Annotated in this window: 16 protein-coding genes; 9 read left to right on the forward strand and 7 right to left on the reverse strand. The window is 72.6% G+C overall.

The window, feature by feature from the left end; all coding sequences use genetic code 11:
* Positions 1–68: 68 nt before the first annotated feature.
* Positions 69–926 (forward strand): alpha/beta fold hydrolase, encoded by an 858-nt coding sequence (locus ABZ860_RS06430; protein ID WP_357215915.1) that lies wholly within the window; start codon positions 69–71, stop codon positions 924–926.
* Positions 927–930: 4 nt separating this feature from the next.
* On the opposite strand, the gene ABZ860_RS06435 is transcribed toward ABZ860_RS06430, so the two are convergent.
* A complete protein-coding gene (locus tag ABZ860_RS06435) occupies positions 931–1,503 on the reverse strand; it encodes an ABATE domain-containing protein (RefSeq protein WP_357215917.1) in 573 nt (190 codons plus the stop codon).
* 81 nt (positions 1,504–1,584) lie between these two features.
* Between ABZ860_RS06435 and ABZ860_RS06440 the strand changes: the two genes are divergently transcribed.
* Together ABZ860_RS06440 and ABZ860_RS06445 are read left to right on the forward strand one after the other, a co-directional pair.
* On the forward strand, positions 1,585–2,097 hold the full coding sequence (locus ABZ860_RS06440) for a DinB family protein (RefSeq protein WP_357215920.1): 513 nt from the start codon (positions 1,585–1,587) through the stop codon (positions 2,095–2,097).
* Positions 2,094–3,284, forward strand: a complete 1,191-nt coding sequence (locus tag ABZ860_RS06445) for an aminotransferase class I/II-fold pyridoxal phosphate-dependent enzyme (protein ID WP_357215922.1) — start codon at positions 2,094–2,096, stop codon at positions 3,282–3,284. Before ABZ860_RS06440 ends, ABZ860_RS06445 begins: the two co-directional genes overlap by 4 nt.
* A 125-nt stretch (positions 3,285–3,409) precedes the next feature.
* On the opposite strand, the gene ABZ860_RS06450 is transcribed toward ABZ860_RS06445, so the two are convergent.
* Together ABZ860_RS06450 and glnA are read right to left on the reverse strand one after the other, a co-directional pair.
* The gene (locus ABZ860_RS06450; RefSeq protein WP_357215925.1) at positions 3,410–4,168 is read right to left on the reverse strand and encodes a hypothetical protein; all 759 of its coding nucleotides are present in this window, start codon (positions 4,166–4,168) and stop codon (positions 3,410–3,412) included.
* Positions 4,169–4,328: 160 nt separating this feature from the next.
* Positions 4,329–5,690 (reverse strand): type I glutamate--ammonia ligase, encoded by a 1,362-nt coding sequence (gene glnA / locus ABZ860_RS06455; RefSeq protein WP_139578245.1) that lies wholly within the window; start codon positions 5,688–5,690, stop codon positions 4,329–4,331.
* Between the two features lie 280 nt (positions 5,691–5,970).
* On the opposite strand from glnA, the gene ABZ860_RS06460 reads away from it, so the two are divergent.
* On the forward strand, positions 5,971–8,025 hold the full coding sequence (locus ABZ860_RS06460; RefSeq protein ID WP_357215929.1) for a histidine kinase: 2,055 nt from the start codon (positions 5,971–5,973) through the stop codon (positions 8,023–8,025).
* Positions 8,026–8,039: 14 nt separating this feature from the next.
* Here the strand turns inward: ABZ860_RS06460 and ABZ860_RS06465 are convergent, their stop codons facing one another.
* Positions 8,040–9,002 (reverse strand): DUF5937 family protein, encoded by a 963-nt coding sequence (locus ABZ860_RS06465; RefSeq protein ID WP_357215932.1) that lies wholly within the window; start codon positions 9,000–9,002, stop codon positions 8,040–8,042.
* Positions 9,003–9,077: 75 nt separating this feature from the next.
* On the opposite strand from ABZ860_RS06465, the gene ABZ860_RS06470 reads away from it, so the two are divergent.
* The 5 genes from ABZ860_RS06470 (at position 9,078) to ABZ860_RS06490 (ending at position 18,594) form a co-directional block, all read left to right on the forward strand.
* Complete coding sequence (locus tag ABZ860_RS06470; protein WP_357215935.1) at positions 9,078–10,283, forward strand: MFS transporter; 1,206 nt, start codon at positions 9,078–9,080, stop codon at positions 10,281–10,283.
* 69 nt (positions 10,284–10,352) lie between these two features.
* Positions 10,353–12,377, forward strand: coding sequence for a sensor histidine kinase (locus ABZ860_RS06475; protein ID WP_357215938.1), 2,025 nt, complete (start codon positions 10,353–10,355; stop codon positions 12,375–12,377).
* Positions 12,378–12,492: 115 nt separating this feature from the next.
* Positions 12,493–14,028, forward strand: coding sequence for a BTAD domain-containing putative transcriptional regulator (locus ABZ860_RS06480; protein ID WP_357215940.1), 1,536 nt, complete (start codon positions 12,493–12,495; stop codon positions 14,026–14,028).
* Positions 14,029–14,078: 50 nt separating this feature from the next.
* Positions 14,079–15,827, forward strand: a complete 1,749-nt coding sequence (locus ABZ860_RS06485; RefSeq protein ID WP_357215943.1) for an NAD+ synthase — start codon at positions 14,079–14,081, stop codon at positions 15,825–15,827.
* 250 nt (positions 15,828–16,077) lie between these two features.
* On the forward strand, positions 16,078–18,594 hold the full coding sequence (locus ABZ860_RS06490; protein ID WP_357215946.1) for a glycosyl hydrolase family 18 protein: 2,517 nt from the start codon (positions 16,078–16,080) through the stop codon (positions 18,592–18,594).
* Positions 18,595–18,925: 331 nt separating this feature from the next.
* Here ABZ860_RS06490 and ABZ860_RS06495 read toward each other — a convergent pair whose 3' ends face one another.
* The 3 genes from ABZ860_RS06495 to ABZ860_RS06505 form a co-directional block, all read right to left on the reverse strand.
* Positions 18,926–19,555 (reverse strand): TetR/AcrR family transcriptional regulator, encoded by a 630-nt coding sequence (locus ABZ860_RS06495; RefSeq protein ID WP_357215948.1) that lies wholly within the window; start codon positions 19,553–19,555, stop codon positions 18,926–18,928.
* A gap of 7 nt (positions 19,556–19,562) precedes the next feature.
* Positions 19,563–21,077: an MFS transporter gene (locus ABZ860_RS06500; RefSeq protein WP_357216321.1), complete on the reverse strand. Its 1,515-nt coding sequence runs from the start codon at positions 21,075–21,077 to the stop codon at positions 19,563–19,565.
* A 423-nt stretch (positions 21,078–21,500) separates the two neighbouring features.
* A complete protein-coding gene (locus tag ABZ860_RS06505) occupies positions 21,501–22,808 on the reverse strand; it encodes an MFS transporter (protein WP_357215951.1) in 1,308 nt (435 codons plus the stop codon).
* Positions 22,809–22,850 lie beyond the last annotated feature (42 nt).

Here is a 22,850-nt window from a genome sequence, read left to right on the forward strand (position 1 = left end):
TGGGAGAGCTTAAAGACACATATCGGGACAGGCGATACCTGAGAGGGTCGTACCGTACAGTCCGAACCATGGACATCGATGAGGTCGCCGTCCCCGGCGGACGGCTGCGGATCACCCGGTTCGGCGGCGGTCCCCGCCTGATCATCGCGGCGCACGGCATCACCGCCTCCCTCATGGCGTGGCGGGCGGTGGCCGAGGCGCTGCCGCCCGGCTGGTCGCTGGTCGCCGTGGACCTGCGCGGGCGCGGCCACAGCGCCGATCTGCCCGGCCCGTACGGCCTGGACCGCCACGCCGAGGACCTGGAACGGGTCGCCGAGCACGTGGGCGCGGACGGCACGAGCGTGCTCACCGGGCACTCGATGGGCGCCTACGTCGCGGCGCTGCACGGCGCGCACCGGCGCTACGCCCGGGTGGTGCTCGTGGACGGCGGGCTGCCGCTGCCGCTGCCGCCCGGCGCCGACCCCGACGCGGTGCTGGAGGCGACGCTCGGCCCGGCCATCGTCCGGCTCTCCCAGACCTATCCGAGCGTGGACGCCTACCTCGACTTCTTCCGCGCCCATCCCGCGCTCGCCCACGACTGGTCCCCGCTCGTCGAGGAGTACGTGCGCTACGACGCCACGGGGCCGGACGGCGCCGTCCGCTCACGGGCCCGCGAGGACGCCGTGCGGCAGGACGGCCGCTGGCTGCTCACCGAGCACGAGGCGATCGGGACGGCCCTGAAGGCCGTCGAACCGGCGCCGCTCCTGCTCCGCGCGCCCCGGGGGCTGCTCAACCAGGACGTCGGGATGCTCCCCGACGACCTCACCGCGCGGTGGGCGGCGCAACTGCCCGGCCTGCGCGACGAGGTCGTGCCGGACTGCAACCACTACACGATCCTGTTCGACCCCCGCTGCGCCGCGGTCGTGGCCGCCCGCCTCACCGGATGAGCGCTCATCCCTTCTTGCGCGATCGGTAGCTGGCGGCCTTGACCCGGTTGCCGCACTCCTCCATGCCGCACCAGTGCCGGGTGCCGCCCCGCGAGCGGTCGACGAACAGGCGGGTGCACTCGGTGCGGGCGCACTCCCGCACCCGCACCGGCACCCGCACCGGGGACCCCGCGGAGGACACCCCCGCGGACATCTGCGCCAGCAGCGTGGCGGCCGACCGGGCGACCTCCGCGCCGATCTCCGCCGCGCCTCCCTCCCGCGCCAGACCGCCCGGGCCGAGCGTCAGCCGCGGCGGCACGGCGGAGGCCGCCCGGTTGAGCACGCCGAGATCCTCACCGGGCCAGGGACGGCCGTCCAGCGCGGCGGCGACGAGCCGGTAGACCGCTTCGCGCAGGCCGAGCAGCGTGCGCAGGTCCTCGGCGCCGAGTGACGGCTCCCCGGTGAGCACGCCCGCCTCCACCGACCATCGCGCCAGGTCGCCGGGCGTGCGCAGCAGTTCCTCCGGGCGGGTACGGCGCCACTTGAGCGTGCCGGCGAAGTCCAGCGCCAGGTTCCCGCCGACGAAGACGAAATCCACATCACCACCTTGGCAGGTGACATCGGGGTACGGCAAGCACTATCGTCACCCCCTGAACCAGTGACGCCATCGGAGGTCGCGGTGATCGACGAAGACGACTACCTCTATTTCGCCTGCCGGGCCCTCGACGGGATGACCGGCATCGTCGCCGAGCTGGGCGACGACCTCGCCAACGTCCGGCCGCCCTTCCCCGGCGCGAACTCTCCCCACGCCCTGCTCACCCACTGCCTCGGCGTGGTCTCGTACTGGGCGGGCGCACTCGTGGCGGGCCGGGAGGTGGTCCGGGACCGCGACGCGGAGTTCGCCGCCGCCGGGCCCGTCGGCCCCCTGCTCGAACGGGCCGCCGCCGTACGGGACCGGCTGGCGGTGGACGTGCGGGCCGCGCGGCCGGCCGAGCCGCTGCGGGGCACACCGCCCGCCGCGTTCCTCGGGCCCGCCCGCGAGCTGACCCAGGGGGCCGCGCTCCTGCACGTGTACGAGGAGCTGGCCCAGCACCACGGCCAGATGGAGATCCTGCGCGACTGGATCGTCGCCTCCGCGACCGCCTCCACGCCCGACCCCGGGATCGGCTCCCGGATGAGAGGACAGTCATGACCCGCGACCCCTTCGCCCACGTCGACGTCGACCGGCTGCGGTCGGGCCACGGCGTCAAGTGGGGCTCCCTGGCACCCGGCGTCCTCGGCGCGTGGGTCGCCGACATGGACTTCGGCGTGCCGCCGGCCGTACGGGAGTGCGTGATCCGGCTGGCCGAGCGGGAGGACTTCGGCTACCCCTTCTGGCGGGGCGAGGACCCGGTGGCCGAGGCGTTCGCGGAGCGGATGGACGGGCGGCACGGCTGGGCGCCCCTCCCGGGTCGCGTCCGCGTGCTGACCGATCTCATCCAGATCCTCCAGGTGATGGTCGAGCACGCCACCCGGCCCGGCGACGGGGTGGCGATCCACGTGCCGTCCTATCCGCCGTTCCTGGCGAGCATCGCGCGGGCGGGGCGCCGGATCGTGCCGCTGCCCATGACGCGGACCGCAGACGGCTGGGGCTTCGCGGCCGAGGGTCTGACCGACCGGCTGCGGGCGGCGGGCTGCCGGATGCTCGTGCTCGTCAACCCGCACAACCCGACCGGCCGGGTCTTCACCCGGGAGGAGCTGGAGGCGCTCGCCGAAGCGGCCGAGGAGCTGGACCTGGTGGTCGTCTCGGACGAGATCCACGCCGACCTCGTCTACGCGCCGCACCGCCACGTCCCGTTCGCCTCGCTCGGGCCCGCGGCGGCGGCGCGGACGATCACCGCGACCTCCGCCACGAAGGCGTTCAACATCGCCGGGCTGCGCTGCGCCGTCGCCCATGTCGGGCACGACGGCGTGTGGGAGGCGCTGTCGCGCATGCCGTACGACTACTTCGGCACGCCGTCCATCGTGGGCCGGGCGGCCACGGTCGCGGCGTGGCGGGAGTCGGCGGACTGGCACGCGGACCTGATGCGGACGCTGGAGCGCAACCGGCGGACGGTCGAGCGGTGGGCCGCGGACCTGCCGTGGGACCTCGGCCACCGCTCGCCGCAGGCCACCTACCTGAGCTGGTTCGACTTCACCGGCACGCCAGTCGGGGGCGTCGCACCCGCCGAGCGCCTGGAGCACGACGCGGGGGTCAGACTGGCCGAGGGCGCGGAGTTCGCCCAGGAGACGCCCGTTGACACCGCCGCGTTCGCGCGGCTCAACTTCGCCACCAGCCCGGCGGTCCTGGACGAGATCCTCGGCCGCCTGACGTCGGCCCTGTCTCGCGGCTCGTCCTGAACGCGGCTCCCCCGGCGGGTGGTCGCGGATCACCGTGACCACCCCGCCGGCGCCGCGTCACTTCCGGGGCGAGTCACCGGCCGGGCCGTGTCACCGGCGGGGCAAGGGTCACCGGCGGGGCCAGGTCACTGGCGAGGCAGGATCCAGGTGGCCTTGGCGGCGGCGACGAGCGCGCCGTCCACCTCGTAGACCGCGCTCGTGCCGAACAGCTTGCGGCCGTCGCGGCCCTCCGCCCGGGCCACGACAGAGTATCGGCCCATCGGATAGACCCGGCGGAACACCTGCCCGGTCAGCCGCCCGAGCAGCGGGGGCTGGATGGGCCGCCGGTCCGGGAAGCTGCGGTAGTGCGCCCATCCGGTGGCGCAGTCCAACGCCGCCCAGACGATCGAGTCGGGAACCACACCCTGCTCGTCGGTCACGTTGAACGGCACCCGCCAGCCTGCGGCCACGAGCTCGGCGCCGTCCACCGGGTTCTCCACCGGGCCGGGGAAGATCCGCAGCCCGTCGCCCGGCTCGCGCAGACCGCAGGCGAAGCAGCCCGCGATGGCGTGGCCGTGCCTGCCGGGAAAACCGGCCTCCGCGCGGGCCGCGTCGGTGAACCGCACGAACGGCGGCGGCGTCAGCGTCTCGGCGACGGGGATCGCCTCGACGAGGTGCTCGTCGCCCTGACTGAGGACGACGGCGTTGCCGACGTGCTCGACCGACAGGGCGGTCTCCAGCGGGACCGGTTGACGAAGGGTGACCTCCACCGGCGAGTCATGACCGCCCCCCGTCAGCGTGCCGGCGAGGGTGCCCGCGATCCAGCCGCCGTTGGCGGTGCCCTCGGGTCCCCGGAAACGCTTCGGTACGGTCAGAACGGTCTGCAGCCCCGCAGCCGCCGTCATATGGCCCACGCCCTCCCTGAGTCACGTCTTGATACGGCTCACCCGTAAAAGTCGTAACAAGTGAACCGATTTTACTGTTCCGGCGTAGGGACCAGCCAAACAGACGGGAGTGTCAGGAAGATTTGCAGGTTGTAACGCCGCGGTGACGGAGTGATCCCCCTCAGAGCACGGGCAGGTAGCGGCCGAGCTCGTACTCGGTCACCTGGCGGCGGTAATCCTGCCACTCCGCGCGCTTGTTGCGCAGGAAGTAGTCGAAGACGTGCTCGCCCAGCGTCTCCGCGACCAGCTCGCTGTGCTCCATCGCCGCGATCGCCTCGTCCAGCGACTGGGGCAGCGGCTGGATGCCGAGCGCCCTGCGCTCCGCGCTGGTCAGCGCCCACACGTCGTCCTCGGCGCCCGGCGGCATCTCATACCCCTCCTCGATACCCTTGAGCCCAGCGGCCAGGATGACGGCGAAGGCCAGGTAGGGGTTGCAGGAGGAGTCGACCGAGCGGAACTCGATGCGGGTCGAGCCGCCCTTGTGCGGCTTGTACATGGGCACGCGCACGAGCGCGGAGCGGTTGTTGTGCCCCCAGCAGATGTACGCGGGGGCCTCGCCGCCGGCCCCGGCGATCGCCTCGGCCCCGCCCCACAGCCGCTTGTAGGAGTTGACCCACTGGTTGCACACCGCGGTGATCTCCGCCGCGTGCCGGAGCAGGCCGCCGATGAACGACCGGCCGATCTTGGACAGCTGGTAGTCGGCGCCGGGTTCGTAGAAGGCGTTGCGGTCGCCCTCGAACAGCGACATGTGGGTGTGCATGCCGGACCCGGGGTAGTCCGTGAACGGCTTGGGCATGAACGAGGCCCACACGCCCTGCTCCAGCGCCACCTCCTTCATGACCAGCCGGAACGTCATGATGTTGTCAGCCGTGGTGAGCGCGTCGGCGTAGCGGAGGTCGATCTCCTGCTGGCCCGGCGCGCCCTCGTGGTGGCTGAACTCCACCGAGATGCCCATCGACTCCAGCATCATGATCGCGTTGCGGCGGAAGTCGTGGCCCGCGCTGTGCGGCGTGTGGTCGAAGTAGCCGCCCTCGTCTATGGGCTGGGGCCTGTCGCCCTTCTCCGGCCGGTTGCGCAGCAGGAAGAACTCCACCTCGGGGTGGGTGTAGAACGTGAAGCCCATGTCGGCCGCCTTGGCCAGCGTCCGCTTGAGCACAAAACGCGGGTCGGCGTGCGAGGGCGAGCCGTCCGGCATCAGGATGTCGCAGAACATGCGGGCGGCGCCCGGCGACTCGCTGCGCCACGGCAGGATCTGGAACGTCGACGGGTCGGGCTTGGCCAGCATGTCCGACTCGTAGACCCGCGAGAAGCCCTCGATCGCCGAGCCGTCGAAGCCGATGCCCTCGGCGAAGGCGCCCTCCAGCTCGGCCGGCGCTATCGCCACCGACTTCAGGAAACCGAGCACGTCGGTGAACCACAGCCGGATGAACCGGATGTCTCGCTCTTCGAGCGTGCGGAGCACGAATTCCTGCTGGCGGTCCAAGGCGTACCTCACGGAGTTACAGGTCTGGTCGCCTACCAGTCTGCCTCCTGAGTGTTTCACAGGGGTTACGACGAGGTGTGAGCCGCCTGTCCTGGAGATCACCGCGGACGCGGGACGGCGGCGGCGCCCCGGGAGGACGGGCCGACAGGGTGACGAAGGTCACACCGAACAAAATTCGCGGCCGGGTCGTCGTTGCTGTTGATCCGGCGTTGATCGGGTGTCGACCCGCGCGCTCTACCTTTCCGGCATGCCGGTGCACGAACCGAAGGAGCCCCCGTCCGTGGCACGACCGCTGCTCGACTCCGCGGAACCCCGGCTGCGGCGGCTGCGGGCGCTCGACTGGCCGGACCGGGTGCGCGTGCTCGGGCCCGCCGCCGCGGTGGCGATCGCGGGCGTGGCGATCTGCCTGGAGCTCGCCGACATCTGGGTGACCGCCCAGTTGCCGGACGCCCCCTACACGCCGCTGCCGTTCGCGCCCGAGGACGTGGCGGGCACCACGTTCCCGATCTTCGGCGCGCTGCTGGTGATCTCGCGGCCCCGGCTGCTGCTCGGCTGGCTGCTGTGCCTGGGCGGCCTGGGCTCGGCCGCCAACATCCTCGCCGCCAACACGGCGACCCTGCTCGTCAACAGCGGCGGCCATCCGCTGGTCCACCCGCTCTGGGTGTTCGCCGACGGCGTGTGGAACCTCACGACGTACGCGCTCGGGGTGCTGCTGCCGCTGCTCTACCCCACCGGGCGCATCCTGTCCAAGCGGTGGTGCGTGCCCGGGGGCGTGACCGCCACGGCCCTCGCCCTCGACTGGCTGTGCTCGCTGATCGCCCCGTCGAGCGTGCGCACCGGCTACAACGCGCTGGAGGTCGCCGCCTTCGCGCCGTACTACCAGGGCACCCGGCAGGTGCTGCACACGGTCGTCGCGGTGGGCATGGCGCTGGCGTTCTCCTCGCTCGTCGTCCGCTTCAACCGGGCCGACGGAATCGAGCGCCGCCAGATCCTGTGGCCGCTGGTGGCCATGGCCGGCGTGGTGGTCCCCTGGGTGATCGGCGCTCCGGTCTGGTGGACGGCCTCGCTCACGCTCCCGCTGGTGCCGGCCGCGATCGCGGTCGCCGTGCTGCGCTACCGGCTCTACGGCATCGACACACTGATCAGCAGGGCCCTCGTCGGCGCGGGCCTGGTCGGCGTCGTCGCCGCCGTCTACGTGCTCGTCGGGGCGGGCTCCAGCCTGATCCTGTCCGGCGTCGACCGGTTCGCCGGTCTGGCCGCGGCCCTGTTCGCCGGGGCGTTCTTCCATCCGATCCGAGGTGTGCTGCAGCGCCTCGTCGACCGCGCGCTGTACGGCAGGGGCGGCGACCCGCTCGCGCTCGCCGCCGGCCTGCGGCGGCGGTTGCAGCACGCCGACCCCGCGCACGCCCTGCTGGCCGCCCTGGAGGTGCTGCGCGAGGGCCTGTCGGTCACGGGCATCGCCGTGGAGATCGGCGGGACCGTCACGACGAGCGGGCGGCCCGCTCCCGTGGCCCGGGAGATGCCCCTGGTCTGGCACGGCGAGCCGGTCGGCCGCCTGCTCATCGGCCCGCCGGGCGGGCGCCGCTTCCCCGCCGCCCACGACGAGCGCGTGATCGCGGTGCTGGCGCCGTACGTCGCCGACGCCGCGCACACGGTGTCGCTGACCACCGCGCTGCAGCGCTCCCGCGAGCGCATCCTGACGGCGCGGGAGGAGGAGCGGCGGCGGCTGCGCCGCGACCTGCACGACGGGCTCGGGCAGACGCTGGCGTCGATGGCGATGACGATCAACATGGCGCGCCACAGCCTGGAACGGTCCCCGGAGACGGCCGACACGCTGCTGCGCAACCTTCGCGAGGGCATGAACAGCGTCACCGCCGACGTCCGCCAGCTCGTGTACGGACTGCGTCCCCCCGCGCTCGACGACCTCGGGCTGGCGGGGGCCGTGCGGGCCCTGGCGGAGGAGGCGCGCCCCGGCCTGGCCGCCGGCGCGGAGTCGGTCGCGGAGGTCGAGGTGACCGGGGACATGACCGGGCTGCCCGCCGCGGTGGAGGTGGCGGCCTACCGCATCGTGCAGGAGGCGCTGACCAACGTGCGCAAGCACGCGCGGGCCGGGCGCGTGCGGGTGGTCCTGCACAGGAACGGCGAGCTGCGGGTCGTCGTGGCCGATGACGGCGTGGGACTGCCGCCGGGCCGCAGGTCGGGCGTGGGCATGACCTCGATGGCCGAGCGGGCGGCCGAGCTGGGCGGCACCTGCGCCGTCACCTCGGAACCGGGCCGCGGGACGACGGTCACCGCGCGGCTGCCCGCCGTGCCCGCCCCGCCCGGCCTGCTGTGATCAGCAGGGTGTGATCAGCAGACGGCGGCGAGCGACTCTCCGACGGGCGTGCGCCGGTAGAGCACCTCGCGGCCGAGCCGCCGCCGCGCCACCAGGCCCGCGTCGGACAGCACGGCGAGGTGCTGGCTGACCGCGCCCGGCGTGAGGCCGAGCCGAAGGGCGAGCCTGGTGGTCGATCCGGGCTCGGCCAGCGCGGTGAGCACCTGCGCCCGGGTGCGGCCGATGAGCGCGGCCAGCGCCTCGGGCGTGCAGGGCGCACCGTCCGACCACAGCGTCCCGACGCCCCGCGCCGGGTAGCACAGCATCGGCAGGTAGGGCTCGTACATCACCCAGACGTCCGGCCAGGAGAAGGCGCTCGGCACGAGGACGAGGCCGTCCCCGCCGAGGTCGCCGTCGTAGGCGCAGTTCTTGACCGTGACGAGCCGGTCGCCGTGCCAGGCGACGTCCGGGTGCAGGTCGGCGAACAGCTCGCGCACTCCCCCGGCCGCCAGCGTGCGCGCCCGCCACATGACGTCGGCCTCCAGCAGCGCGCGGATCCTGGGCCAGAACTCCTCGAACGCGACCGTCCAGTACGCCCGCAGCTGGTCGGCCACCCGCCGCACGCCCTCCGCGGGGTCGTCGGCGAACCGCCGCAGCGCCGCGGGATCGGGCGTCTGCACCCAGACGGTCTCCTCGTACGCCGTGCCGGGCGGCGTGGCGCGCACCCGCTCCAGCTCGGCGGCGAAGTCCGGCAGCGGGGTGTCGGGCGGCGGGGTGAGGAAGTCGGGGATGTAGCCGCTCGCCGGGACCAGTGCGAACAGGTCGGTGAGGTCCACCTGGCGCAGGCGCGGCCCTACGGCCCGCAGCCACGGCAGGTGCAGCGAGTGGCGGCCGGGGGCGCGCAGCACCCGGAGGCTGGCCACCAGCTCCCACATCGGGGAGAACGCGAAGCGCAGCCGCGCCACGTCCTCCGGCGTGAACCGCCACTCCACCGGCACGGCCGCTCCCCCCACGTTTCAGCCAGGGCTAAAAGATTGGCACGGCACGTCCCGATTGTCCAAGGGTGGACGACCGTGACCACTGTGATCAACCGGACCGGCTTCCTCCGGTCGAGGGCCGGCGGCCTGCCCCGTCCGTTCTGGGTGCTGTTCGGCGGAACGTTCGTCAACCGGCTCGGCACGATGGTGGAGCCGTTCATCGGCATCTACCTCACGCAGGCGCGCGGCGTCTCCCTCGCCAACGCGGGGCTGGTCATGACGATGTTCGGCGTGGGGTCGCTGCTGTCGCAGCCGGTCGCCGGATGGCTGGCCGACCGCCTCGGACGCCGGGTCACGCTCACGGGCGGCATGGTCGCCACGGCCGTCACCATGCTCGCGCTCGGCTACACCACCAGCGTGCCGGGGCTCGTCGTGGGCATGCTCGTGCTGGGCGTCGTGGTGGACGCCTACCGCCCGGCGTCGCAGGCGATCGTCGCCGACCTGGTGCCGCCGGAGGACCGGCCGCGGGCGTTCGGGCTGCTGTTCTGGGCCATCAACCTCGGCTTCTCCGTCGCCATGGTGGCCGGCGGCTGGCTCGCCCGTTCGGGCTTCACGGTGCTGTTCTGGGTGGACGCCGTCACCTGCCTGGTCTTCGGCCTCCTCGTGTGGCGGGCGATCCCGGAGACCCGCCCGGCCCGCGAGCACGCCGAGCCCGGCCGGTTCGCCGACGTGCTGCGCGACCGGCTCATGCTGGCCTTCGTGCTGAGCAACCTGGCCTACGCGCTGGTCTACCTGCAGGCGTACAGCACACTGCCGCTCGCGATGACCGGGCAGGGGCTGCCCACGAGCGCGTACGGCATGGCGATGGCGGTCAACGGCCTGCTGATCGTGGTCGTCCAGCCGCTCACGACCTCCTGGCTCGCCAGGTTCGACCCGTCGAAGGTGCTCGCGGCCGGGTTCGCGCTCGTCGGGCTCGGGTTCGCGCTGACCACGCTGATGTCGTCCGCGGCCGGGCACGCGGCGGCCGTGGCCGTCTGGACGCTCGGCGAGGTGCTCACGGCCGGGATCCCGGGGGCGATCGTCGCGGCGCTCGCGCCGCCCCACCTGCGCGGGCGCTACTCGGGCCTGTACGGCCTGGCCTGGTCGGCCGCCGCCCTGCTCGCGCCGCTGCTGGGCACCCGGCTGCTGGCCTCCGCCCCCGGGCTGGTGTGGCCCCTGTTCGGCGCCCTCGGCCTGCTCGCGGCGGCGGGCCAGCTCCTCATCGGCCGCACCCTCCGCCGCCGCCCCGCCCAGACGACGTAGGCGGCCGGACCCGTCGGCTGGCCGTTTCCTGGTCAGAGTGGAACGGGACACGACATAATCCATCGCAGGATGGACGAGAACCCCCCTGCCTTTCCCGTGCGGGCGGTGGCCTGGGCGATGGCGGCCGTGGCACTGGTCCTGACCCTCGTGGGGGTGCTGGTCCAGGTCCGGATCCCCGCGGAGTGGCAGCCGCACCCCCCGTTGACGCCGGACTTCGGCGTCGCGCTCACGTTCCCGCTCACGGGAGCGTTCCTGGTGTCCCAGCGCCCCCGGCTCACCATCGCCTGGCTGATCTGCGTGGGCGGCCTGCTGGGCTCGGGCAACGTGGCCTTCACGGCGCTGATGTTCCACTGGGCTTCGCAGGGCGACATGGGGGCGGCCATCACGGCCCGGGCGGTCCAGCTGACCTGCTGGGCGGTGTCGGGCCTGCTGCTGGCGGTCATGGTTCCGCTCTTCTCGCCCACCGGGACGCTCCCCTCCCGCGGCTGGCGCGTGGTCGTCGCCGCCGGCGTCGTCGCCACCCTCGCCGAGGTCGTCCTGGGCCTGATGCGGCCCGACCCCGATCCGGCGCACTACCCCTGGCCGGCGGTGATCCACAACCCGCTGCAGGTCAGGGCCCTCGTCCCCTATTACGTCACGGTGTGGGACGTCCTGCAGTACACGATCCAGGTCTGCGTGGTGGCGGCGCTGGCCTCGCTCGCGCTCCGGCTGCGGCGCGCCGACCCGGTGACGCGGCGGCAGATCGCCTGGCCGCTGTCCGTCTTCGCGGTGTACGTGGCGCTGTACCTGCTCGGCCCGTCGATGTGGCTGCCCGCGACGCTGTGGACGGCGCTCATCCCGTTCGCGATCCTCTTCGCGGTGCTGCGCTACCGGCTGTACGGCATCGACACGGTGCTCAGCCGGACGTTCGTCACCGCCGGGCTCCTGAGCACGATCAGCGGCGTCTACTTCGGGGCCGGGGCGATCTCCAGCCTGGTCGTGTCCGGGTACCACCAGGTGGCCGGCCTCGCGGCGGCGCTGTTCGCCGGCGCGTTCTTCCAGCCGCTCCGCCACGCGCTGCAGCGCGTGGTCGACCGCGCGCTGTACGGCAGGGTGGGCGATCCGGCGCTGCTCGCCGAGCGGCTGACGCAGGAGGTGCGGCGCGCCGACCCCGCCGAGGCGCTGGCGTCGGTGGTGACGGTCGTGCGCGAGGGCCTGGCCGTGGCCGGGGTCGCCGTCGAGATCGCCGACGGCAGGCCGCGGTACGTCGAGAGCGGCCAGGTCGGGCCGTCGCCGCGCGAGGTGCCGCTGGTCTGGCACGGCGAGCCGGTGGGCCGGCTGCTCGTCGGCCCACCCGGGGCACGGCGGTTCGCCGCCGCCCACGACGATCGGGTGCTGTCCACGCTGCTCCCCTACGTGGCCGACGTGGCCCACGCCGTACGGATGGCCGCCGACCTCCAGCGCTCGCGCGAGCGCATCCTCGCCGCCCGCGAGGAGGAGCGGCGGCGGTTGCGCCGCGACCTGCACGACGGGCTCGGCCAGACGCTCGGCGCGATGGCGATGACGATCAACATGGCCAGGATCAGCCTGGCCAAGTCGCCGGACACGGCCGACAACCTGCTGCGGGACCTGCGGGTCGGCATGGACGCGGTCGCCGGCGACATCCGCGAGCTCGTGTACGGCCTGCGCCCTCCTGCCCTCGACGACCTAGGGCTGGAGGGGGCCGTACGGGCGCTGGCGGAGGAGACGCTGCCGGCGGGGACGGACGGCCTGGAGGAGGTCTCGGTGCGGGTGGACGGCGAACTCGCCGGGCTGCCCGCCGCCGTGGAGGTCGCGGTGTACCGCATCGTGCAGGAGGCGCTGAACAACGTGCGCCGCCACGCGCGGGCCACCCGCGTCGAGGTGCGCGTCACGCGCTCCCCGGCCGGGGAGGGCGGCGGCGAGCTGCGGGTGACGGTCGCCGACGACGGCATCGGCCCGCCGGCCCGGCTGCGTGCGGGGGTCGGCATGTCCTCCATGCGCGAGCGCGCGGCCGAGCTGGGCGGAAGCTGCGTGGTCACCGCCCCCGAGACCGGCGGCACGGTCGTCGAGGCCCGGTTCCCGCTCACCGCCTGAGCGCTCAGGCGGGGCGGACGCTCACCGCCTGAGCGCCCGCCCCGCCCGCCTCGTGACCCAACCGAAAGGCGCTCGGCACGACCGGGAGGGCCGCTGCCTCTACGCTTACCGTGCGATGGTGACTTTTCGTGCTCTTGGGCCGTTCGAAGCGATTTCCGATGGCGAGACGCTCGACCTGGGCGGCCAGCGGCAACAGGCCGTGCTCGCCCGGTTGCTCGTGGCCGGAGGGCGCGCCGTACCGGTGAGCGTGCTGATCGACGAGCTGTGGCCCGGCGAGCCGCCCGCCCAGGCGTTGTCCACGATCCAGGGGTATGTGTCCCGGCTGCGGCGGGCGCTCGAACCGAACCGCGCGCCGCGCGAGGAGGCCGGCGTCCTGGTGTCGGCCCCGCCCGGCTACGCGCTGCGGGCGGGCGTCGAGGACGTGGACTCCTGGCACTTCGAGCACCTGGTCAAGAGCGACCACGAGGGCCCGGCCGCGACGCTGGAGCGGATGGAGACGGCCCTCGCCCTGTGGCGCGGGCCCGCGCTCGCCGGGTTCCAGGAGCTGGCCTGGGCGCAGACCGAGGCCACGCGGCTGGACGAGCTTCGCCTGCTCGCCGTGGAGCGCCGCGCCGACGCCGCGCTGCGGCTGGGCCGTACCGGCCCGATGATCCCCGACCTGGAGGCGCACGCGTCGGCGCACCCGCTGCGGGAGGAGGCCTGGCGGCTGCTGGCGCTCGCGCTGTACCGCGCCGGGCGGCAGGGTGACGCGCTCGGCGCGCTGCGCCGGGCCAGGGAGGCGCTGCGCGACGAACTCGGGCTCGACCTCGGCCCCACCTTGCAGCGGCTCGAGCAGGACATCCTCGTCCAGGCCGAGCATCTGGACGCTCCCGCTCCGGCCGCCGGCGGGCCTTCGAGCGGGCCCGTGAGTGGGCCCGTGAGTGGGCACGGTGTGGAGCCGTCGGCGCCGTCCGCATCGGACGGAGGGGACGGAGCCGGCGGAGCGTCCGCCGGCGCGGCGCCCCTGCGCGTGCTGATCGCCGACGACCAGGCGCTGGTGCGCACCGGCCTCAAGGTGATCCTCGACAGCGAGCCGGGGCTCGACCTCGTCGGGGAGGCGGAGAACGGCGAGCAGGCGATCGCGCTCGTCCAGTCGGCGCGGCCCGACGTGGTGCTCATGGACATCCAGATGCCGCGCCTGGACGGCCTGGCGGCGGCCCGGCGGGTCCTCGCGGCGGAGGAGCCACCGAAGGTGATCATGATGACCACCTTCGGCACCGACGAGAACCTCTACGCCGCGCTGCGGGCCGGCGTGAGCGGCTTCGTGCTGAAGACCTCCGCACCCGAGCAGCTCATCGCGGCGATCCGGGCGGCCGTCGCGGGCGACGCGCTGCTCGACCCGGCGGTCACCACGCACCTCATCGCGGCCTTCGCCGGGCGGCGCGACCCGGCGGCGCCGGAGGGCCTGTCCGACTCCGACATCGACCTGATCAAGCTGGTCGCCCGGGGCTTCACCAACCGGCAGATCGCGATGACGCTGGCCGTGCCGGAACAGGAGGTCGCCGACGAGGTCACGGCGCTGCTGCGCGGCCTCGGCCTGGTCGACCGCGCCCAGCTCGTGGTCCTGGCGTACGAAAGAGGGCTGGTCAGCCCCGGGTCGCCCGGCGCCTGACCCTTATCGTCGCTTTGACGACAACTAATCGGACACCTTAGGGTGGGACCGTGGCTCAACTGCGTATCGCTCTCGCCCAGACCAATCCGGTCGTCGGTGACATCGCCGGCAACGCCGACATGCTCGTCGAGTGGACCCGCAGGGCCGCCGAGCGCGGCGCGCACCTCGTGGTGTTCCCCGAGATGTTCCTGACCGGCTACCCCGCCGAGGACCTGGTGCTCCGGTCGTCGTTCGTGGAGGCGTCGATCACGGCGCTGTCGAAGGCGGCCACGCGGCTCGCGGACGAGGGGCTCGGCGGTCTCCCCGTCGTGGTGGGCTACCTCGATCGGGCCGACCTCGCCCCGCGCGTGGGACAGCCCAAGGGCGCCCCGCTCGACGCGGTCGCCCTGCTCCACGAGGGCCGGGTGGTGACGAAGTCGGCCAAGCACCACCTGCCGAACTACGGGGTGTTCGACGAATACCGCTACTTCGTGCGCGGCGACCGCCTGCCGATCTTCCGCCTGCACGGCGTGGACGTCGCCGTGGCCGTGTGCGAGGACCTGTGGCAGGACGGCGGTCCCGTCTCGGTGGTCGCGCAGGCCGGCGCCGGCCTGCTCGTCGTCCCGAACGGCTCGCCGTACGAGACGAACAAGGACGACGTGCGGCTGGAGCTGTGCGCGCGGCGGGCCCGCGAGGCGGGCTGCGCGCTCGCGTACGTGAACATGGTCGGCGGCCAGGACGAGCTGGTCTTCGACGGCGACTCGCTCATCGTGGACGCCTCCGGGGAACTGGTCGCCCGCGCGCCGCAGTTCGAGGAGGACCTGTTCGTCACCGACCTGGAGCTCCCGGAAGGCACGGGCGAGCTCGGCGAGTCGCGCCACGACGCGCACGACGGCACCGTCATCACGGTCGAGCGGGTGCTGCTGTCGGCCGCGCCGGTCGAGCCGTACGAGCCGGAGGCCCCGGTCGTCGCCGAGCGGCTGGACGACCTGGCGGAGATCTACAACGCGCTCGTGCTCGGCGTGCGCGACTACGTGCGCAAGAACGGCTTCCGCTCGGTCATCCTCGGCCTGTCCGGCGGCATCGACTCCGCCCTCGTCGCCACGATCGCCTCCGACGCCGTCGGGCCCGAGCGGGTGCACGTGGTGCTCATGCCCTCGCGCTACTCCTCGGACCACTCGATCACCGACGCCGAGGAGCTGGTGCGCCGCCAGGGGGTCGCCTCCCAGGTCGTCCCGATCGCCGACATCGTCTCGGCGTTCGAGAAGGAGATCGAGCTGCACGGCCTCGCGGCCGAGAACCTGCAGGCCCGCGTGCGCGGCATGCTGCTGATGAGCCTGTCGAACGAGCACGGTCACCTGGTGCTGACCACCGGCAACAAGAGCGAGCTGGCCACCGGCTACTCCACGCTGTACGGCGACTCGGCGGGCGGGTTCGCCCCGATCAAGGACGTGCTCAAGAGCGTGGTCTGGAAGCTCGCGGAGTGGCGCAACACCCAGCCCGGGCAGCCCCCGATCCCGGAGAACTCGATCACCAAGGAGCCGAGCGCGGAGCTGCGGCCCGACCAGCGCGACACCGACTCGCTCCCGCCCTACGAGGTGCTCGACCGGCTGCTGCGCGACTACGTCGAGCGGGACATGGGCCGCGACGAGCTGGTCGCCGCCGGTCACGACCCTGAGCTGGTCACCCAGATCATCCGCCTGGTGGACCTGGCAGAGTACAAGCGCCGTCAGTACCCACCGGGCCCGAAGATCACGCCCAAGAACTTCGGCCGCGACCGTCGCCTGCCCATCACCACCCGCTGGCGCGAGCGCCTCTAGACCCGCACATCGCGGGCGCGGACCGGCCGCCGGCCGCCGAGCGGCGCGGCGGCGTTCCCGCCGCGCCCCGGCGGCCCGGCCCCCGGCGGTCCGGCAGCCCGGCGGCCGTTCGCGGCGGCGCCGGCGGAAATTGGGCCTTGCCCGTGTCGTGCCGCGGAACTACGCTCCGGCTAATTCTTAGGAAACTTTCCTAACGATTACTGGAGGCCGGATGCGCCGAACAGCCGTTTTCCTCGTGACACTCCTGCTGATGTCCGCTCTCGCCGCGCCTGCGCGGGCCGCCACCGGCCTCACCGCCGTCTTCACGCTCAACGGCACCCAGGGCAAGTTCGTCGTCACCAACTCCGGCTCCGCCGCCGTCACCGGCTGGTCGATCCAGTTCGACCTGCCGGCCGGTGTCACGGCGGGCAATCCGCAGAACGCGACCATCAGCCAGAGCGGGACGAAGGTCAGGCTCACTCCCGCCTACTACATCAACACGATCCGGGCGGGCGGCACCACCGAGCCGTACAGCCCCGCCTTCACGCTCAGCGCGGCGGCCCAGCCGGCCAACTGCACGATCAACGGCGCCGACTGCGACGGCACCGGAGACCCGCCTCCCCCGCCCGCACCGCTGACGGCGACGTTCTCCGCCGGCGGGACGCAGGGCAGGTTCGTGGTGAACAACAACTCCGACACGGCGTTGAACGGCTGGTCGATCGTGTTCGAGCTCCCGGCCGGGGTGACCGCGAGCGGCGCCCAGAACGGCACGCTCAGCCAGAGCGGGCGGCAGGTCACGCTGACCCCGGCCTTCTACAACTCCGCCGTCGCGGCCCACGGGTCGACCGAGCCGTACAGCCCCACCTTCACGCTCAGCGCGGCCGCCGAGCCGGCGAACTGCCGGATCAACGACGTCAGATGCGACGGCGCGGCCGACACGCCGCCGGGCGCGCCGGCGAACCTCCGGGCCACCGTGAAGACCACCAAGACGGTGACGCTGGCCTGGGACGCCGCGACCCCCGGCAGCCTGCCCGTCAGCGCTTACGAGGTGTACAACGGCTCGGCGCTCGCGGCCACGGTGACCGGGACGAGCACGACCGTCACCGGGCTGACGCCGAAGACCGCCTACACGTTCACGGTCAGGGCGAAGGACCGCAAGGGCAATCCGTCCCCGGCGAGCAGCGCCCTCACGGTCACGACCAACGACCCGGCCGACGACACCCGGCCGCCCACGGTCCCGGCCGGTCTGCACAGCACCGCCAAGGACGCCACCAGCGTCACGCTCACCTGGACCGCTGCCACCGACGACAAGGGCGTGGCGGCGTACGACGTGTACGCGGGAGGCGATTTGGCGGCCACGGTGACCGGCACCTCGGCCAAGGTCACGGGACTGTCGCCGTCCACCGAGTACACCTTCACCGTGCGGGCGCGCGACCTGTACGACAACGTGTCGGCCGCGAGCGATCCGGTGAAGGTGAGCACGGCCGACATCGTCGGGAACGGCTACGCCAGGGTGGGCTACTTCGTCCAGTGGGGCATCTACGGCCGGCAGTATTTCGTGCGCAACCTGGAGACGACCGGCGCGGCGGCGCGGCTGACCCACCTCAACTACGCCTTCGCCAACATCGACCCGGTCAACCTGACCTGCCTCAACGGCGTGACCAAGGGGACCACGTCCAACCCGCAGGACCCGAGCCAGGGCGACGGCGCGGGCGACGCGGACGCCGACTACGGACGGCCGATGAGCGCCGCCCAGTCGGTCGACGGCGTCGGCGACACCGGCTGGGAGAACCTGCGCGGCAACTACAACCAGCTGCGCAAGCTCAAGGCGAAGCACCCGGACCTCAAGGTGCTCATCTCGATCGGCGGCTGGACGTACTCGAAGTACTTCTCCGACGTCGCGGCCACCGACGCGTCCCGCAAGAAGTTCGTCAGCTCCTGCATCGACATGTACATCAAGGGCAACCTGCCCGTCTACAACAGCGCGGGCGGACCGGGCAGCGCGGCCGGGATCTTCGACGGCATCGACCTCGACTGGGAGTGGCCGGGCTCGGACGGCCACGCGGGCAACCATGTCAGCCCGAACGACAAGGCGAACAACACCGCGCTGATCGCCGAGTTCCGCCGGCAGCTCGACGCGCTGGGAGCCACGACGGGAAGGTACTACCTGCTCAGCGCGTTCACCCCGGCCGACCCGGCGAAGATCGCGGCCGGCTGGGACCTGCCGCAGGTGGCGAAATACCTCGACGTGTTCAACATCCAGGGCTACGACTTCCACGGCGCGGGCAGCGACAACTCCTGGGAGCCCAACCGGACCGGGCACCAGGGCAACCTCTACACCGACGCCGACGATCCCTACTCGTTCCACTTCAGCGTGGAGAACGCGGTGAACGCCTACCTCCAGGCGGGGGTGAACCCGCGCAAGCTCACGATCGGCCTGGCGTTCTACGGACGCGGCTGGCAGGGCGTGACCGACGGCGGGAAGGCCGGCGAGTGGCAGCAGGCCACCGGCGCGGCGCCCGGCCAGTTCCAGGAGGAGGCCGGCACCCGGGGCTACTCCAACCTGGTGGCGAGCGTCCCGGGCTGCACGGTCGGCCATGACGAGCAGGCGGTGGCGACCTCCTGCTACACCGGCAACGGCGGCCAGTGGTGGAGCTTCGACGACGCCTGGTCGATCGGGCGCAAGGCCGCCTGGCTGCGGAGCAAGGGCCTGCTCGGGGCGATGATCTGGGAGATGTCCGGCGACACCGGCACCCTGATGGGCGCGCTCGACGCGGGCCTGAAATGAGAGCGCCGTGACCGGTGCCGGGCAGGCGTCCGGCACCGGTCACGGAGTTATCGGAGACGGGTCAGCGGAGACGGCGTCATCGGAGAGGGGTCAAGGAGACGCGTCACCGGCAGACGGCCGCCCGCCCTCGCGTCCATGCCCGCCAGTGGTACCCGGCTCCCACGAGAGTGCTCAGCGCGTGTCGCGCCGCTCCGCGCGCGGCGCATGACGGTGGCGAGCGCGGTCCGTACGGCCGTCGGCCGTACGGACCGGGTCACGGCTCGAAGGTGAAGGACCGCATCACGACTCGAGAGTGGGGAGCCGGGTCACAGCTCGGGGGTGGAGGGACGGGTCACAGCTCGGGAGTGGAGGGACGGGGACGGAAGCCCTTGAGCGCCTCGTCGACGATCCGCTCGGGAAGGTCGGCAGGGGAGTCGCCGGTGTGGGACCACTTCGTGAGCCAGATCATCGCCCCGCTGAGGAGGGCCAGGGCCATGTCGACGTCGAGGTCGGCGCGCAGTTCCCCGGTTTCCATGCCACGCCGCAGAACCGCCGTCACCACCGCCCTGCGCGGCTCCACGGTCAGCTCGCGGAACCGCTCCGCCAGCCGGGGGTGCCGCTCGGAGTCGCTCATGGCGATGTTCATGATGCAGCGGGTGCGGTGGTGGCTGGCCTCCTCCTGGATCACCCGGAGGTAGGTCACCAGGTCATCTCGCACGGTTCCGCCCTGCGGCAGCGGGATCGGCGGCTTGAGCGTCGCCAGAGCGTCCACCACCAGGTCCTCCTTGTTGGACCACCTGCGGTAGATCGTGGTCTTCCCGACACCGGCGCGGCTGGCGATCGACTCGATGGACAGCTCCGACACCCCGATGCCCTCACCGAGCAGCTCGAGAGTGGCCTCGATGATCGACCGTTCCGCCTTCTCGCTGCGCGGGCGGCCCGCCGGGCGGGCCACCCCCTCAGCCGTCTGCTGCGTCTTCATGACGAGTTCACACTACCGCCGCTTCCTTTTCGGTCTCAGCCTTGGTGACCGCGGCGTTGACCGAAGCCTTGCCCGGCATCCAGCGGGCCACCACGAGAGTGCCGACGAGGGCGACGAAGGCCGATCCGAGAGCCGCCCAGTGGATGCCGGTGACGAACGCGGCGTTCGCGGCGTCGAGCAGCCTCGCACCCTGCGGGCCCAGGTGACCGGCGACGCCGGCCGCACCGGAGATGGACTCGGTCACGACGTGGCGGAGCTGCTCCGGCAGGGCGCTGACCTTGTCCTCCATGTCGTTGCGGTAGCTCGCGGAAAGGACCGCGCCCAGGATGGCGATGCCCAGCGTGCCGCCGACCTGCCGGACGACGTTGCTCATCGAGGAGCCCACGCCGGCCTTCTCCCGCGGCAGCGCGTTCATGATGGCCGTGGTCGCCGGGGGCATGATGTTGGCCATCGCGGCGCCCTGGACGAAGCCGAGGACGAGCAGCATCCAGATCGGGGTGTCCACCTGCACGAAGGCGTAGGCCGTCAGGGCCAGCGTGATGACGAGCATGGCCACCGTGCCGACGGCCCGGGCGCCGTACTTCTGCACCATGCGCGCGCTCTGCGGCGCGAAGATCAGCTGAGCGGCCGCGAACGGCAGCACGAGCGCCCCCGACTGCAGCGGCGAGTAGTTCCTGACGATCTGCCAGTAGAAGGCCAGGAAGAACATCACGCCCATGGCCGCGAAGAACACGAGGCCGACGGTGGCGATCGCGGTGGAGAAGCCGGCGTTGCGGAAGTTGCGCACGTCGAACGCGGGGTGGTCGATCCGGCTCTCGTACCACACGAAGGCGGCGAGGATCGCGAGGCCCAGCAGCGACGGCACGACGACCGAGACGTCGGCGACGGTGCCGAGGTCGCTGATCCGGACGATGCCGTAGACGAGGCTGATCAGGCCGAGGATCGACAGCAGCACGCCGACCGGGTCGAGACCGCTCTTGTTCGGGTCCTTGGAGTCCGGCACGATCCCGGCGATCAGCGCGAGGCCGATGATCACGATGGGCACGTTGACGAGGAAGACCGAACCCCACCAGAAGTGCTCCAGCAGCAGGCCCCCCGTGATCGGGCCGATCGCCACGGCGATGCCGACGCCGCCGGCCCAGATGCCGATCGCCTTGCCCCGCTCGTGGATCGGGAAGACGTTCGAGATGATCGCCAGCGTGGCCGGCATGATGGCGGCGCCGCCGAGGCCCATCAGGGCCCTGGCCGCGATGAGCTGCATCGGGTCCTGCGCGTACGCGCTGGCCAGCGAGGCCAGGCCGAACAGGACCATGCCGACCATGAGCATCCGCTTACGCCCGTAGCGGTCGCCCAGCACCCCGAAGGTGAACAGCAGACCGGCGAACACCAGCGTGTAGGAGTTCATCGCCCACTCGAGCTCGCTCTGGGTCGCGCCCAGGCCGTGGACGGGATCGGCGATCGTCTTGATCGCCACGTTGAGGATGGTGTTGTCGAGGACGACGGCCAGCAGGCTGAACACCATCACGCCGAGGACCTGCCACCGGCGTGGGTGGCCTGTATGAGCTTCTGAGTGAGCTCCCACGGATTCCCCCATGATTTCGATACGGCTGAGTTTCGCAACGCAAGCGTAGCGCTGGTCATTCCGATACGCAACGGGACCGTTTCATAATCTCCGGTGGCACCGTCGTATCCGCTGGTGGGGTGGCCAGAAGGCGTCCGGCCGAGGTGCCGGCCCGCGCACCGCTCGTCCCCGATACCCGCGCCTCCCAGGCGTGCCGGAGCGCCACGGCGTCTCACACCGCCACCCGGGCGAGAGGCGTCCACGCGCGGACGCCCCTCACGGGTGGGGCCCGAAGGACGACCGCGCGCGCCCCCTGTACATCAGCGCGGGGGCCGGTTCTATTCCCGGTATGGGGCGGACTTCATTCCCCCGTCCGGCCCGGTCCTATTCCCCGGCGGATGCGGGCAGGGGCGTCGCGGCGTCCGGCCCTGCCGCGATGTCCGCTCCGGCTGCCGCGCCGAGACCGCTCGCGGCCTTCGAAATGTCCGATACGGCCGCCATGCTCGTTCCGGCCGGAGCGAGGACGGCGGCCGGATCGGCACCCCTGACCAGAGCGGCGAGCAGGGCCAGCGCGACGCCGACCGCGCCGGACACGGCGAAGGCCCAGGCGGGGCCGTGGGCGTCCAGGAGACCGCCGGCGAGAGGCCCGGCCAGGGCTCCTCCGATCGTCAGCGACGTGCCGTGCAGGCCCATCGCCTCACCCCGCGCCGCCGCCGGGACGCGCCGGTTGACGGCGTCCACGGTGGACGACAGCGCCGGGGCGCACAGCAGCCCGGCCGGCACCAGCGCCAGGCACAGCCAGCCCCAGCCTCCGCCCACCAGGCCCACGGGCGCGGTCAGCACCGCCAGGCCGCCCGCGAGCACCACGGGCGACAGCCCCCGGGAGAGCCCGCCGTACACGAACCCGCCGACGAGCGAGAACGCGCACCACAGCGCGAGGACCAGTCCCGTCCACGCGGTCGCGCCGTCCGCCTTGAGCATCGCCACGACGCTCAACTCGGTCGTGGTGAGCACGAAGGTGAGCCCGGACACCAGGCAGAGCAGGGCGAGCAGGCCGGGCCGCAGCCACTGCCGCCGGGGGACGGCCCTCTCGTGCCCCGCGTCCTCCTCGGCCGACCGCGTGGGCGGGTTGAGCAGGTACAGCGCCACTCCCGAGCCCGCCAGACCGGCCACCACGCCGTACATCGTCGCGGTGCTGCCGAACGCCGTCACGCTCGCGACGGCGAGGGCGGGGCCGACCATGTACGACAACTCCACGCCCATCGAGTCGAGGGCGAAGCCGGTCTGGTGGTTCTCCGCCGGCACCATCGCGGCCACGCACTGCCGGATGGTCCCGAACACCGGCTGGCTGAACAGCCCGCCGATCAGCGCGCCCGGCAGCAGCACGGCGTACGGCATCGCGGGCGCGGCGCACCACAGGCACAGTTGCACGATGGTGGTCACGGCCATCACCGGCCGCAGCCCGCGCCGGTCGACGAACCGGCCGACGAGCGGCGAGCCGATCGCGGCGCCCGCCATGGAGGCGGTGCCGACCAGACCCGCCTGGAGGAAACCCAGCTTCTGGTCATTCACCACGTGCAGGGTCAACGTCATGCCGGTGCCGGTGAGGGGAATTCTCGCGATCATGCCGACCAGCAGCAACGCCCGCACGCCCGGCAGGGCGAGCACCCGCCGGTAACGATCAAAAGCCATTGTGGTTCCTTACCTCCGCATGGCATTGTGCCGGGCGCCTCC

The sequence above is a fragment of the Microbispora sp. NPDC046973 genome (genome assembly GCF_040644495.1).
Lineage (GTDB): Bacteria > Actinomycetota > Actinomycetes > Streptosporangiales > Streptosporangiaceae > Microbispora.

What these genes read in the sequence shown, in the direction of transcription:
- ABZ860_RS06430 (WP_357215915.1), top strand. Translation starts at nt 69, where the DNA reads ATGGACATCGATGAGGTCGCCGTCCCCGGCGGACGGCTGCGGATCACC.
- ABZ860_RS06445 (WP_357215922.1), top strand. Translation starts at nt 2,094, where the DNA reads ATGACCCGCGACCCCTTCGCCCACGTCGACGTCGACCGGCTGCGGTCG.
- ABZ860_RS06450 (WP_357215925.1), bottom strand. Translation starts at nt 4,168, where the DNA reads ATGACGGCGGCTGCGGGGCTGCAGACCGTTCTGACCGTACCGAAGCGT.
- ABZ860_RS06475 (WP_357215938.1), top strand. Translation starts at nt 10,353, where the DNA reads ATGGACGAGAACCCCCCTGCCTTTCCCGTGCGGGCGGTGGCCTGGGCG.
- ABZ860_RS06480 (WP_357215940.1), top strand. Translation starts at nt 12,493, where the DNA reads ATGGTGACTTTTCGTGCTCTTGGGCCGTTCGAAGCGATTTCCGATGGC.
- ABZ860_RS06490 (WP_357215946.1), top strand. Translation starts at nt 16,078, where the DNA reads ATGTCCGCTCTCGCCGCGCCTGCGCGGGCCGCCACCGGCCTCACCGCC.
- ABZ860_RS06495 (WP_357215948.1), bottom strand. Translation starts at nt 19,555, where the DNA reads ATGAAGACGCAGCAGACGGCTGAGGGGGTGGCCCGCCCGGCGGGCCGC.
- ABZ860_RS06500 (WP_357216321.1), bottom strand. Translation starts at nt 21,077, where the DNA reads ATGGTGTTCAGCCTGCTGGCCGTCGTCCTCGACAACACCATCCTCAAC.
- ABZ860_RS06505 (WP_357215951.1), bottom strand. Translation starts at nt 22,808, where the DNA reads ATGGCTTTTGATCGTTACCGGCGGGTGCTCGCCCTGCCGGGCGTGCGG.